The organism is Mycolicibacterium neworleansense, assembly GCF_001245615.1.
In the GTDB taxonomy this organism is placed as follows: domain Bacteria; phylum Actinomycetota; class Actinomycetes; order Mycobacteriales; family Mycobacteriaceae; genus Mycobacterium; species Mycobacterium neworleansense.
The window spans coordinates 1,365,317-1,377,839 of the sequence record NZ_CWKH01000002.1 but is presented as its reverse complement, the minus strand read 5'-3'; the positions used below and the strand labels follow the sequence as shown (position 1 = coordinate 1,377,839).

General features: G+C 66.7%; 13 protein-coding genes and 2 pseudogenes. 6 read left to right on the top strand and 9 right to left on the bottom strand.

What is annotated here, in order from left to right:
• Window positions 1–3: 3 nt before the first annotated feature.
• The 3 genes and pseudogenes from BN2156_RS22220 to BN2156_RS31045 form a co-directional block, all read right to left on the bottom strand.
• Window positions 4–423, bottom strand: a complete 420-nt coding sequence (locus BN2156_RS22220; protein WP_090517050.1) for a pyridoxamine 5'-phosphate oxidase family protein — start codon at window positions 421–423, stop codon at window positions 4–6.
• A gap of 93 nt (window positions 424–516) precedes the next feature.
• Window positions 517–993, bottom strand: a pseudogene (locus BN2156_RS31050) (MspA family porin); the annotation flags it as partial.
• Window positions 991–1,596 (bottom strand): annotated as a pseudogene (locus tag BN2156_RS31045) (MspA family porin); the annotation flags it as partial. The pseudogenes BN2156_RS31050 and BN2156_RS31045, both read right to left, overlap by 3 nt.
• Window positions 1,597–2,239: 643 nt before the next feature.
• On the opposite strand from BN2156_RS31045, the gene BN2156_RS22210 reads away from it, so the two are divergent.
• Window positions 2,240–2,578, top strand: coding sequence for a TFIIB-type zinc ribbon-containing protein (locus BN2156_RS22210; RefSeq protein ID WP_090517048.1), 339 nt, complete (start codon window positions 2,240–2,242; stop codon window positions 2,576–2,578).
• Here BN2156_RS22210 and BN2156_RS22205 read toward each other — a convergent pair.
• Complete coding sequence (locus BN2156_RS22205) at window positions 2,536–3,384, bottom strand: phosphotransferase family protein (protein ID WP_328287100.1); 849 nt, start codon at window positions 3,382–3,384, stop codon at window positions 2,536–2,538. The genes BN2156_RS22210 and BN2156_RS22205 overlap by 43 nt on opposite strands.
• Window positions 3,336–3,806 (bottom strand): carboxymuconolactone decarboxylase family protein, encoded by a 471-nt coding sequence (locus BN2156_RS22200; protein WP_090517047.1) that lies wholly within the window; start codon window positions 3,804–3,806, stop codon window positions 3,336–3,338. The genes BN2156_RS22205 and BN2156_RS22200 overlap by 49 nt, the downstream gene beginning before the upstream one ends.
• A 43-nt stretch (window positions 3,807–3,849) precedes the next feature.
• Here BN2156_RS22200 and pdxR point away from each other — a divergent pair, with 43 nt between their 5' ends.
• On the top strand, window positions 3,850–5,268 hold the full coding sequence (gene pdxR / locus BN2156_RS22195) for a MocR-like pyridoxine biosynthesis transcription factor PdxR (protein ID WP_235625440.1): 1,419 nt from the start codon (window positions 3,850–3,852) through the stop codon (window positions 5,266–5,268).
• Here pdxR and BN2156_RS22190 read toward each other — a convergent pair.
• On the bottom strand, window positions 5,265–5,891 hold the full coding sequence (locus BN2156_RS22190; RefSeq protein ID WP_090517046.1) for a trimeric intracellular cation channel family protein: 627 nt from the start codon (window positions 5,889–5,891) through the stop codon (window positions 5,265–5,267). The two genes, pdxR and BN2156_RS22190, sit on opposite strands and share 4 nt — an antisense overlap.
• Before the next feature lie 48 nt (window positions 5,892–5,939).
• On the opposite strand from BN2156_RS22190, the gene BN2156_RS22185 reads away from it, so the two are divergent.
• The 4 genes from BN2156_RS22185 to katG all read left to right on the top strand — a co-directional run bounded on the left by BN2156_RS22185 (window position 5,940) and on the right by katG (window position 10,508).
• The gene (locus tag BN2156_RS22185; RefSeq protein WP_090517045.1) at window positions 5,940–6,338 is read left to right on the top strand and encodes a GtrA family protein; all 399 of its coding nucleotides are present in this window, start codon (window positions 5,940–5,942) and stop codon (window positions 6,336–6,338) included.
• A gap of 38 nt (window positions 6,339–6,376) precedes the next feature.
• Complete coding sequence (locus BN2156_RS22180) at window positions 6,377–7,759, top strand: decaprenylphosphoryl-beta-D-ribose oxidase (RefSeq protein ID WP_090517044.1); 1,383 nt, start codon at window positions 6,377–6,379, stop codon at window positions 7,757–7,759.
• 102 nt (window positions 7,760–7,861) lie between these two features.
• On the top strand, window positions 7,862–8,266 hold the full coding sequence (locus BN2156_RS22175) for a Fur family transcriptional regulator (RefSeq protein WP_162490943.1): 405 nt from the start codon (window positions 7,862–7,864) through the stop codon (window positions 8,264–8,266).
• A 34-nt stretch (window positions 8,267–8,300) separates the two neighbouring features.
• Window positions 8,301–10,508, top strand: a complete 2,208-nt coding sequence (gene katG, locus BN2156_RS22170; RefSeq protein ID WP_090517042.1) for a catalase/peroxidase HPI — start codon at window positions 8,301–8,303, stop codon at window positions 10,506–10,508.
• 59 nt (window positions 10,509–10,567) lie between these two features.
• On the opposite strand, the gene BN2156_RS22165 is transcribed toward katG, so the two are convergent.
• From BN2156_RS22165 to BN2156_RS22155, 3 genes are read right to left on the bottom strand one after another with little or no spacing between them, the layout of a single operon-like run.
• A complete protein-coding gene (locus BN2156_RS22165; RefSeq protein ID WP_090517041.1) occupies window positions 10,568–11,191 on the bottom strand; it encodes a TetR/AcrR family transcriptional regulator in 624 nt (207 codons plus the stop codon).
• A gap of 10 nt (window positions 11,192–11,201) precedes the next feature.
• Window positions 11,202–11,417 (bottom strand): hypothetical protein, encoded by a 216-nt coding sequence (locus BN2156_RS22160; RefSeq protein ID WP_162839242.1) that lies wholly within the window; start codon window positions 11,415–11,417, stop codon window positions 11,202–11,204.
• A gap of 3 nt (window positions 11,418–11,420) precedes the next feature.
• Window positions 11,421–12,503, bottom strand: a complete 1,083-nt coding sequence (locus BN2156_RS22155) for an oxygenase MpaB family protein (RefSeq protein ID WP_090517040.1) — start codon at window positions 12,501–12,503, stop codon at window positions 11,421–11,423.
• Window positions 12,504–12,523: the final 20 nt, after the last annotated feature.

Sequence of the window (12,523 nt, the reverse complement as noted above, 5' to 3'; positions counted from 1 at the left end):
CCGCTACACATCCCCCGGCACGGCGCCGAACACGAACCGTCGTCCCGAGATCTCTTTCGGCCGGATCCGGATATACCGGCGTTTCGTGGTGGAGATCCACGACAACAACTGGCCACGCTCGGCCTCGGCGATCTCGTCCGCGCTCTCCAGAAGCGCTGGGACACCGCGCACGATCACACTCCACCCGCCGACCACGGTGTGATCGTCAGCCTCGAACAGCACCCGGTCATTGAGCAGGGCGCTGATCAACTTGGTGCCCTCGGCCGTCCGGAACAGCACCGTGCGGCGCTGAACGATGAAGTTGACCGGGAAAATCTCCAGCCGGGTGCCGATGGTTGAGACGAGGCGTCCCAGGGTCACGCTGGACAGCAGCTGCCAGCATTCGTCCTCCCCGAGCACTGAAACCGGGCTCTGCGGCGTCATGAGGCCACCGTAACCGCCGAAACAGCAATCGGCGCGCCCTGCTTCTGACGAAGAAGCTGGACGCGCCGATCGGGACGATCTGGTTACTTGCCCTTAGTTCATGTTCCAGGGCTCGCCGTAGGTGGTGACGCTGTCACCGGTCGAGGCGATCAGCCGGGCGAACGGACGCAGCAGCACGCCACCGGCCGCACCGGTCACGGTGCCGTGCGCGTTGGACACCGCCACACCGCCGGCGGCACCCTTGACGTCCACCGAGAAGGTGGCCACTTCCTGGATACCGGGGCCGTTGCCCAGGTCGGCACTGATCGACACACCCGGGAACAGGTTCGGGGTGATGACCGACTCCAGGCCGAAGGGCGGGCCGGTGATGTCACCATCGTCGATCAGGATGTTCGGGGTGGTGTAGGAGAAGTTGATCCCCACACCCAGCGACCACGGGAAGCCGATCTGATAGCCCAGCTCCAAGGTGCCCTCGAACTCATCGGCACCCGGGCCGGCCACCACGTACTTGGCCCGGCCGGAATGGAACCACTCACGGGTCAACCGGTTGCGGTCCAGAGGGAACACACCGGTCGAGGCGATCAGCCGGGCGAACGGACGCAGCAGCACGCCACCGGCCGCACCGGTCACGGTGCCGTGCGCGTTGGACACCGCCACACCGCCGGCGGCACCCTTGACGTCCACCGAGAAGGTGGCCACTTCCTGGATACCGGGGCCGTTGCCCAGGTCGGCACTGATCGACACACCCGGGAACAGGTTCGGGGTGATGACCGACTCCAGGCCGAAGGGCGGGCCGGTGATGTCACCATCGTCGATCAGGATGTTCGGGGTGGTGTAGGAGAAGTTGATCCCCACACCCAGCGACCACGGGAAGCCGATCTGATAGCCCAGCTCCAAGGTGCCCTCGAACTCATCGGCACCCGGGCCGGCCACCACGTACTTGGCCCGGCCGGAATGGAACCACTCACGGGTCAACCGGTTGCGGTCCAGAGGGAACACACCGTTGAGGAAGGTGTCCCACTGCTGAACGGTCAGGGTCCGATCCTGACCATCAACCAGGCTCAGTTCATTGTCCAGACCCGCATGAGAGGTGCCCGTGCCTATGAAGAGGCCCGCGAGGACCCCGGCCATTGCGGTCACCAATGCGACCAGCACCCGACTGAATGCCTTCATGTTCTCCCTAGCTGTGTCGGTGATCCGATGTCGTGCGTTCACCAACCAGGGTCCCCACCCCAAGAGATCCATCGGCGATCTGCTGCCCGATTAGGGAGGTCACATCCGGCTCTCATGCCTTGCTCATGATTGGCAGGAGGAAACGTAACCGGGCGGCACGGGGGCAGCAACGGGAACGGTTTCCGGCCATCGGGCGGACAAAGATTGGTACAAAGTTTGCTAGATCCGCACCGGACTGCGTCACAGTCCGGCCGTCCCCCACCTGTGAGCGCCGGCGGCCGCAGCCACTCCAAGGCGGCGTCAAGCCACCCGGGAATGGCTGCGTCGAGGCGGCGGAACTGGCCTTTCTCCCATTTCACAAAGGACCGGCCGGGCAATCACGCTGAGCGGAAGGATTGCCGTCGGCACCGTCAATAACCCGGCGCGACCCGTCGGCAGGCCCGAGTTTGCGCTTGCTGTGTAAACGTTCCGTTACGCAGCGCCGAACGCCCGGATTAACTGAAAGGCCGCGGATCGATTCAAGAGGTTCTCGGTTGATATTCCGATTTGTGACTGACATCACAACTACGGCGCTCTGAATCACCTTCTGAGGCCGGCTCACAGCTCACAGGCACTTCACAGCGGGCTCGCACGTTATGGCCATATGAGCATTCCGCCATATGAGCCCCCGAAGTCTCCCGCATCGCCCGGCGTGGGCAATACCTTGTTGTGTCCGAAGTGCGCCGGGGTCATGAAGACCTATGAGCGCAACGGCATCCACCTCGAGCAATGCGACACCTGCCGCGGCATCTTCCTGGATTTCGGCGAGCTCGAGGCGCTGACACAGATGGAGAACCGATTCGTCCAGGCGCCGCCGCCTCCCGCTCCGCAGCCGCACTCGGGCTACCAACAGGGCTACTCGGACTATGGGCCGGGTTGGGGCCACCGCGGCAACAAGCACTACCGCAAGCAGGGCTTCGGCCGGCTGTTCTTCTCCAGCTGAGGCATCCGCGCGCAGGCCGCCGCCAGCAGTTCGTCGTCGGGATCGTTGGCGGCGGCCTGGATGACGGCGGCCCGCGCCAACGGCTCCAGCACCGGCCACGGGTCGGGCGCAGGTAAGGCCGGCCCGCCGGCCGCCCGGTAACCGCCGAGGAAGCGGGTCCAATCGGGGTCAGGAATGAGGCCGGCCGCCCAGAATCCGGCGGGGCGCGCCAAATCCCACGCCGGATCACCCAGTCCGAGGTCATCGACATCGATGAGCTGCCAGCTCCCGTCACGCCGCCCCACCTGGCCCAGGTGGAAGTCGCCGTGCACGAGGGTGAGCGGCCGACGATCCGAGCCCGGCCGCCACGCCTCGTCGGGTAGGCCCGCCGCGGCCCGGATCACCACCTCGTCGCCGTGCCGCCGGGCCCGCTCTACCGCGCGCCGCAGCCGCGCCGGCCAGCCGTGCGGTGGCAGCCGCTCGGTGACCGGTTCGGTGTGCAAAGCCGCCAGCAGCCGCCCGATGTCGGCCCATGGCACGGATTCAGGTTGCACGGCAAGGGTTTCCACGCGAGGCCAACGAGTCAGCCAGCGCCCGTCCACCGCATCCGGCACGTCGGACAGCGGGCTCACCAAGGCATCGATGCGGGCGGCCGCGCGGAGCCGGGACCGCAGTCCACGTGGATCGGTACCCGGCCGGTGCCGCTTGTGTACGACCGCGCCGTACACCGTGATGTCTGCACCGGACCGGGTTTGCACATCTCCAGTTTCCCGCGAGATCAGCGCCGCGGAACCGGCATCCGCACGGTGACGTTGATCCGGTTCCACGCGTTGATGGTGACGGCCGCCGCGATCACCTGGCCGAGCTCACGTTCGGTGAACGCGGCGGCAGCGCGGGCATACACCGCATCGGGCACGTGGCCGTGGTCGAGCTCGGTGATGGCCTCGGTCAGGGCCAGCGCGGCCTGCTCACGTTCGGTGAACAGATCCCCCGCCTCCTCCCAGGCCGCGACGAGGGCCAGCCGCTGCTCGGTCTCACCCTGCTTACGGGCATCGCGGGTGTGCATGTCGAGGCAGAACGCGCAGTGGTTGATCTGCGAGGCACGGATCTTGATCAGCTCGCCGATGGTCGGGTCGACGTCCTTGGCCGCGGCGTTGGAGAGCGCCATCATCGCGTCGTAGAGCTCGGGCGACGCCTTGTAGATCTTGAGCCGGTCGACGGTCTTGGTGGGTTCGAGTGTCTGTGTCATGCCATCAACGCTAGATCGGAAAAGACCGCCCAGATGGTTCAATATGGCAGTGAATTCGCGGGCCAATTCGGGCAGCCGGGACCTTCATCTCGAACTGCGCGCGATGATCGAGCCCGGCAGCCGCACCGCCCGGGAGCAGCTGATCGCCGCCCTTCGGGACGGAATTCGCAGCGGCAGGCTGAGCACCGACACGCGACTGCCGCCGTCGCGCAGCCTGGCCTCCGATCTGGGATTGGCCCGCAACACCGTCGCCGAGGCCTACGCCGAACTGGTCGCCGAAGGCTGGCTGGCATCTCGCCAGGGTGCGGGCACGTGGGTCGCTCGCAGCGCCGCCCCGCGGCCGGCACCGCGCCCGCGCCGCATTCCCGCCGTCCCTCGGCACAATCTGATGCCCGGCTCCCCCGACGTGTCGGAGTTCCCCCGTTCGGCCTGGCTGACATCGGCGCGCAGAGCCGTCACCAGCGCGCCGGTCGCGGCACTGCGGATGGGCGATCCGCGCGGACCGCTGCCGCTGCGCGAGGCACTCACCGAGTATCTGGGCCGCGTGCGAGGCGTGCGCGCCACCCCCGACTCGATCGTGATCTGCTCCGGGGTGCGCGATGGCATCGATCTGATGGGCCGCGTACTCGGCGGCCGGCGACCCATCGCGGTGGAGGCCCACGGGCTGTACATCTTCCGCGACGCACTCGCGGCGCTCGGCGTGCCGACGACTCCGATCGGCATCGACGAACACGGCGCGGTGATCGGCCAACTGGACGGCCTCGACACCCCGGCGGTGATGCTGACCCCCGCACATCAGAGCCCGTTCGGGATGGCACTGCACCCGGCCCGGCGCACCGCGGTGATCGATTGGGCACAGCGCACCGGCGGATATGTGGTGGACGACGACTACGACGGCGAATTCCGGTACGACCGCCAACCCGTCGGGGCCCTGCAGTCGCTGAACCCCGAACGCGTCGTCTACCTGGGGTCGGCCAGCAAGAGCCTGGCCCAAGTGCTGCGGGTCGGCTGGATGGTGCTGCCCGACGCCCTGATCGATCCGGTGATCGCGGCAGCAGGCGGGGCGCAGTACCACGTCGACGCGCTCACCGCGCTGACCTTGGCCGACTTCATCCGCAGCGGGGGCTACGACCGGCACATCCGGCGGATGCGGAACCGCTACCGGCGGCGACGCGACGCCCTGGTCGACGCACTGGCCGGATTCGACCTCGGCATCGGCGGATTGGCGGCCGGGGTGAATATGCTGCTGACCCTGCCCGACGGGAGCGAACCCGAAGTGCTGCGCCGGGCCGGTGAGGCCGGGATCTTGTTGTCCGGGTTGTCGATCATGCGGCACCCGCAGGCCGGGCCGGACAACCCTGACCCCGACGGGGTCATCATCGGGTTCGGGGCGCCCGCCGACCACGCCTTCGGGTCTGCGGTCGACGCGCTGTGCGGCGTGCTGGCGGCCACGCTGCGTTAAGTGTCATCGCCGACGATCAGATCCCTGGGCCCGGTGGGCAGCCGCCAACGGAACACCAGAGCGGCCAAGCGCAGCGTGGTCGCCAGCACCGTGCCCACCACCAGTCCGACCCATTGCGGGCCGAGGTAATCGATGACCGCGTACGCCGTCGCGCCGATCATCGCCGGGACGGCATACAGATCGTCCGGCCGCATCAACATCGGGATCTCACGGACCAACACGTCGCGGATGATGCCGCCGCCGATCGCGGTGGTCATGCCGATCAGCACCGCGGCAAACCAGCTGGCCCCGTGGTCGACGGCGAACGCCGCCCCCGAGGTCGCGAAGAAGCCCATGCCGATCGCGTCCAACGGCAACACGATGTGGTTGAACCGGATCAGGTGCTTGGCCGTGAGGGTGGCCACGGCCGTCGCCGCCACCGCGACGGTGATGTTGGGCCAGTGCTGGATGGAGGTGGGCGGGTGGACACCGAGGAACACGTCACGGATCACGCCGCCACTCACACCGGTCAGCACGCCCAGCGCCGCGATACCGAACAGGTCGAAGCCCTTGCGGATCGCCACCATCGCCCCCGATGACGCGAACACCGCGATACCGAGGTCGTTGAGCACCGTCTGCAGCACGACTGCACCGTACGGCCTCGCTAAGCTGCCTGAGTGGCTGAGCCAGTAATGTCGCCGACCCTTGACCTCAAAACGCAGGCGTTCCGGTTCATCGTGACCGGCGGGTTGTCGGCGATCGTGGACTTCGGCCTCTACGTCCTGCTCTACAAGGCCTTCGGGGTCCAGGTCGACCTGGCCAAGACGATCGGCTTCATCGCCGGAACCACGACCGCCTACCTGATCAACCGGCGCTGGACCTTCCAGGCGCCGCCGAGCACCGCCCGGTTCATCGCGGTGTGGGCGCTCTACCTGGTCACATTCGCCGTGCAGGTCGGACTGAACCACCTGGTGCTCCACCTGGCCGATTACCGGGCATGGGCCGTGCCGATGGCATTCGTGATCGCCCAGGGCACCGCCACGGTGATCAACTTCATCGTGCAGCGCGCGGTGATCTTCAAACTGCACTGAGGTCCGGTACCGGGTACCGCCGGGTACGCTTCTCTGCGATGTCGACTACCGATTTGCCGACCACTCCCAAGCGCCTGACAGGCTGGGGCCGGACCGCACCGACCGTGGCACAGGTGCTCTCTCCCAGCGATCCCGAGGTCATCGTCAGGGCCGTGACGCAGGCCGCCGAGCACAAGGGCCGGGGTGTGATCGCCCGCGGCCTGGGCCGGTCGTACGGCGATAACGCGCAGAACGGTGGCGGGCTCGTCATCGACATGTCGGCGCTCAACCGGATCCACTCGATCGATGCCGCCACCAAGCTGGTCGACGTCGACGGCGGGGTGAACCTCGACCAGCTGATGCGGGCCGCACTGCCGCACGGGCTGTGGGTCCCGGTGCTGCCGGGCACCCGGCAGGTGACCATCGGCGGCGCCATCGGCTGTGACATCCACGGCAAGAACCACCACAGCGCCGGCAGTTTCGGCAACCACGTGCGCTCGATGGAGCTACTGACCGCCAACGGTGAAGTGCTGCACCTGACCCCCGAAGGCGACAACGCCGACATCTTCTGGGCCACGGTCGGCGGCAACGGCCTGACTGGCATCATCCTGCGGGCCACGATCGAGATGACACCAACGGAGACCGCGTATTTCATCGCCGACGGTGACGTGACCAGGACGCTCGACGAGACCATCGAGTTCCACAGCGACGGCAGCGAATCCAACTACACCTATTCGTCGGCCTGGTTCGACGCGATCAGCAAGCCGCCGAAACTCGGCCGCGCCGCCATTTCGCGAGGGTCGCTGGCCACCCTGGACCAGCTGCCGCCGAAGCTGCAGAAGGATCCGCTCAAATTCGATGCGCCGCAACTACTTACGCTGCCGGACGTGTTCCCGAACGGACTGGCAAACAAGTTCACCTTCATGCCCATCGGCGAATTGTGGTACTTGAAGTCGGGCACGTACCGCAACAAAGTGCAGAACCTGACGCAGTTCTATCACCCGCTGGACATGTTCGGGGAATGGAACCGCGCCTACGGTCCGTCGGGTTTCCTGCAGTACCAGTTCGTGGTGCCGACCGAGGCGGTCGAGGAATTCAAGGCCATCATCCTCGACATCCAGCGCTCCGGGCACTACTCGTTCCTCAACGTGTTCAAGTTGTTCGGCCCCGGAAACCAGGCGCCGCTGAGCTTCCCGATCCCCGGCTGGAACGTGTGCGTCGACTTCCCGATCAAGGCCGGGCTGAACGAGTTCGTCACCGAACTCGACCGTCGCGTACTGGAATTCGGCGGCCGCCTCTACACCGCCAAGGATTCCCGCACCACAGCGGAGACGTTCCACGCGATGTACCCACGCATCGATGAGTGGCTGGCGGTACGGCGCCGGGTCGACCCGGAAGGTCTGTTCGTCTCGGACATGGCCCGCCGGCTGGAGCTCGTCTAGCCCTCACCTCGCCCTTGTGGATCGGCGAGAATTTTATTCTTGACTAATTCCAGAAAAGGGATAAGACTTCGGTCCGTGGCGACAACCGCGGACTTCCAGCAGATGCTGCGAAGCGCCGACTTGCGTGTGACCCGCCCCCGGGTGGCGGTGCTGCACGCGGTCCATGCGCACCCGCACGCCGACACGGACACGATCATCCGTTCGGTGCGTGAAGACCTGCCCGAGGTCTCCCACCAGGCCGTTTACGACTCGTTGCACGCACTGACCGCAGCCGCGCTGGTGCGTCGCATCCAACCCTCCGGTTCGGTCGCCCGATACGAGTCCCGTATCGGCGACAACCACCACCACGTCGTGTGCCGGTCGTGTGGCGCAATCGCCGACGTGGACTGCGCGGCCGGGTCGGCCCCATGCCTGACCGCGTCAGATAACCACGGCTTCGAGATCGATGAAGCCGAGGTCATCTATTGGGGCACTTGCCCCGAATGTTCCGTTGCTCCAAGTAGATAACCCCTTCACCCGCCAGCCCCGGAAAGGATTTGTCATGGCTGAAGCCGAAACCCATCCCCCAATCGGTGAGTCGCAGACTGAACCCGCCGAAAGCGGTTGTCCCATGCGCATCAAGCCTCCCGTCGAGGGCGGCAGCAACCGCGACTGGTGGCCCAATGCGGTCAATCTCAAGGTCCTGCAGAAGAATCCGCCCGCCATCGACCCGACGGATGAGGGCTACGACTACCGCGAGGCCGTCAAGACCCTCGACTTCGAGGCCTTCGAGCGCGATTTCGATGAGCTGCTGACGAATTCGCAGGACTGGTGGCCCGCCGACTTCGGGCACTACGGCCCGCTGTTCGTCCGCATGTCCTGGCACGCCGCAGGTACCTACCGGGTCGAGGACGGCCGCGGTGGCGGCGGTCGCGGTATGCAGCGCTTCGCCCCGCTCAACAGCTGGCCCGACAACGTGAGCCTGGACAAGGCCCGACGCCTGTTGTGGCCGCTGAAGAAGAAGTACGGCAAGAAGATCTCGTGGTCCGACCTCATCGTCTACGCCGGCAACCGGGCCATGGAGCACATGGGCTTCAAGACCGCGGGCTTCGCGTTCGGCCGCCCGGACTTCTGGGAGCCCGAGGAGGACATCTACTGGGGTGCCGAGCACGAGTGGCTGGGCTCGCAGGATCGCTACGCCGGTTCGGGCGGTGACCGCACCAAGCTGGAGAACCCGCTCGGCGCCAGCCACATGGGTCTGATCTACGTCAATCCGGAAGGGCCCGAAGGCAACCCGGATTACCTGGCCGCCGCCGTCGACATCCGTGAGACGTTCGGCCGGATGGCGATGAACGACGTCGAGACCGCAGCGCTGATCGTCGGTGGCCACACCTTCGGCAAGACCCACGGCGCCACCGACATCGAGAACGGTGTCGAGCCCGAGGCCGCGCCGCTGGAGCAGATGGGCCTGGGCTGGGCCAACCCCGGCGTCGGCAACGACACCGTCAGCAGCGGCATCGAGGTGACCTGGACGCACACCCCCACCAAGTGGGACAACAGCTTCCTGGAGATCCTCTACAGCAACGAGTGGGAGCTGACCAAGAGCCCCGCGGGCGCCAACCAGTGGAAGCCCAAGGACAACGGCTGGGCCAACTCGGTGCCGATGGCCCAGGGCAGCGGCAAGACGCACCCGTCGATGCTGACCACCGACCTGTCGATGCGGTTCGACCCGATCTACGGCGAGATCACCCGCCGCTGGCTCGATCACCCCGAGGAGCTGGCCGAGGAGTACGCCAAGGCCTGGTTCAAGCTGCTGCACCGCGACATGGGCCCGGTGGTGCGCTACCTCGGTCCGCTGGTGCCGAAGCAGACCTGGCTGTGGCAGGACGTCACCCCGGCCGGCAAGCAGCTGTCCGATGCGGACGTCGCCACCCTGAAGTCCGCCATCGCGGACTCGGGTCTGACCACCCAGCAGCTGGTGGCCACCGCGTGGAAGGCGGCGGCCTCGTACCGCTCCAGCGACATGCGTGGTGGCGCGAACGGTGGCCGCATCCGGCTGCAGCCGCAGCTGGGCTGGGAGGTCAACGAGCCCGAGGAGCTGGCCCCGGTGATCGCCAAGCTCGAGGAGATCCAGCAGTCGTCTGACACCGGGGTGTCCTTCGCCGACCTGGTGGTCCTCGGCGGTGTCGTCGGCCTCGAAAAGGCGATCAAGGACGCCGGTTTCGACGTCGCGGTGCCGTTCACCTCGGGCCGTGGGGACGCCACCCAGGACCAGACCGACGTCGAGTCGTTCGCCTACCTGGAGCCCAAGGGTGACGGTTTCCGCAACTTCGTGGCCAAGGGCGACAGCCTGCCGGCCGAGTACCGCCTGATCGACCGGGCCAACCTGCTCGGTCTCTCGGCGCCCGAGATGACCGTGCTGATCGGTGGCCTGCGTGTGCTGGGCGCCAACCACGGTGGCTCGGACCTCGGTGTGTTGACGGACAAGTCGGGTCAGCTGACCAACGACTACTTCGTCAACCTCACCGACATGGCCACCAAGTGGGCACCGGCACCGGCCGATGACGGCACCTACGTCGGCACCGACCGCGCCAGCGGTTCCCCGAAGTGGACCGCCAGCCGCGTCGATCTGCTGTTCGGCTCGAACTCGCAACTGCGGGCGCTGGCCGAGGTGTACGCCGAGGACGACTCCAAGGAGAAGTTCGTCAAGGACTTCGTCGCGGCGTGGACCAAGGTGATGAACGCCGACCGGTTCGATCTGGACGCCTGATCGACAGGTGACGCAACACCCCGCGGGCTTGCAGCTCGCGGGGTGTTTGCGTGGTGGCCCTAGGGCTTTGCGCGCATGGCCCGATAGGCCGCCTTGCCGAAGGTCTCGGCCACCAACTCCGGCTCGCCGTCATCGGCGAGCATCTTGCGGACGGCGGTTTCGCAGATCGCCAGGAACACCTCGACCAGCATGGGCAGCGTGGCGTCGACGTCGGCGACCTGCCAGCGCTGCAGCAGGGGGCGCATCGCCGTGGCGAGCTGTCCTCGGATGCGCTCGCGGCCGGCGACGATCGCCGCGGTAAGCACCGGATCGGGGTCGGCACCGAACATGATGCGCCACGAGTCCGGACGCTCGCGCACGGTGCTGCCCAGCGCCCGGAACCCGTCGACGAACAACTGCTCGATTGACCCGGTGCGCTGCGGCGGCAACAGTTCGAACAGGCTGGCCATGACTTCGTCGGTTTCCCGATCCAGCAGCGCGGCAAGCACTTCCCCGCGACCGGGATAGCAGGCGTATACCACCGGGCGGGTGACCCCCATGCGGCGTGCGATGTTTCCCATCGTCACGTCCGCCAGGCCCTCCTGCGCGGCGATCTCCAACGCGGTGTCCAGGACCTGCGGCCGGCGCCGGTCCGGGCCCAGATGCTCGGCGCGGGCCCGGTTGGCGATTGCTGCTTCGTTCACTTCGCTCCGCTCATGTCAGCGTGACATCAGCGATTATCAGCACCGGCCACGCGACGATCTCACCCAACAGCGAGAACACCTTGTCCGGACCCGTGAGCCCGACGATGTGATCGCTGTGGGCCAAGGCCCAGACCATGCCGATCACCAAGTACGGCAGACCCACCACGATCGCGAGGTAGAGGAGTTGCCGGATGCTCAGTCGGAAGTCGAGAAGACTCTTGATCACGAGTCAGCCGATCCGGCCGAGGATCGGCTGCGACTCCACGATTCCCTCATCGCTGGGTGCGATGCCCTCACCGAACACCCGGACCGCCTGCTTCTCCCGGAACTCGAAGTGCGCCTGGCTCGGTGCCGCATAGCCGTAACGGCGCTGGGCCTCGCGCGGTGTCGTCGTGACCGGGTCCTTGGCCGGCACCGACAGCAGAACCCGCGCGCCGATCGGCAGCGTCGCCGGGGACAGCAGGCGAAGCAGAATCAGCTGGAGCCGCTTACTCATGGCGATCACCGTGAATGAGGCACTCAACGGCGGCACCACCAGCGCGTCGAGAACCCGGGATGTGCTGAGCCCGGCCATCTCCCGCATCCAGCGCGGCATCGTCGCCAGGGTGCCGCGACGCAGGAACGCAGTGATCAGCCGGGTACCGGGACGCAACAGCAGCGGCATCTCGGGCAACATCACCTCGGCGCCCAGCAGGTGATTCATCGCCTGACGGGCGATATCCGAGCCGATCAGTTCGGGCCGCATCTTCTCGAAGTACTCCCGGATGCCCTCGCGGGTCAGGGGAACGTCGGACGGGTCGCAGGTCTGGAGTTCGGCGGCGATCGCGCATTCCCGCCAGTACTGCAGCTCATCTTCCGGTGACAGCCGGCCCGGTCCGTACTTCTCGTAGGCCACCAGGATGGAATGCCAGGCGGTCAGGTGAATCCACAACTGCGAGTCGGGATTGTTGGCGTCATAGGTCTTTCCGGTGACCGGGTCGGTGCCGATGGCCTTGGAGTGGATCTTGACCAGTACGTCGGCGGCCTTGGTGGTGGCGCGGCTGTCGTCGAACGCCACCATCGCGAAGTAGCGCAACGTCCGGTCGTACCGGGTGCGTGGCCGCGAATAGATCTCATGGGTCTTGTCGACCGCCGCGACGAGCGCGGGGTCGAGCTCCTCGATGACGACGGCGCGCTGGAACCCGATCGACAGCGAGGTGGGATAGCTCCACACCTTCCAGGTCACCGAATCGGGGCCGAAGAAACCGTAGTCCTCCCCCGGTTCCGTCTCGGGCAACGTCAGCCAGTCCCGGATCGTCATGATCTCCCCCATTTCCTACACGGTGTAGAAAA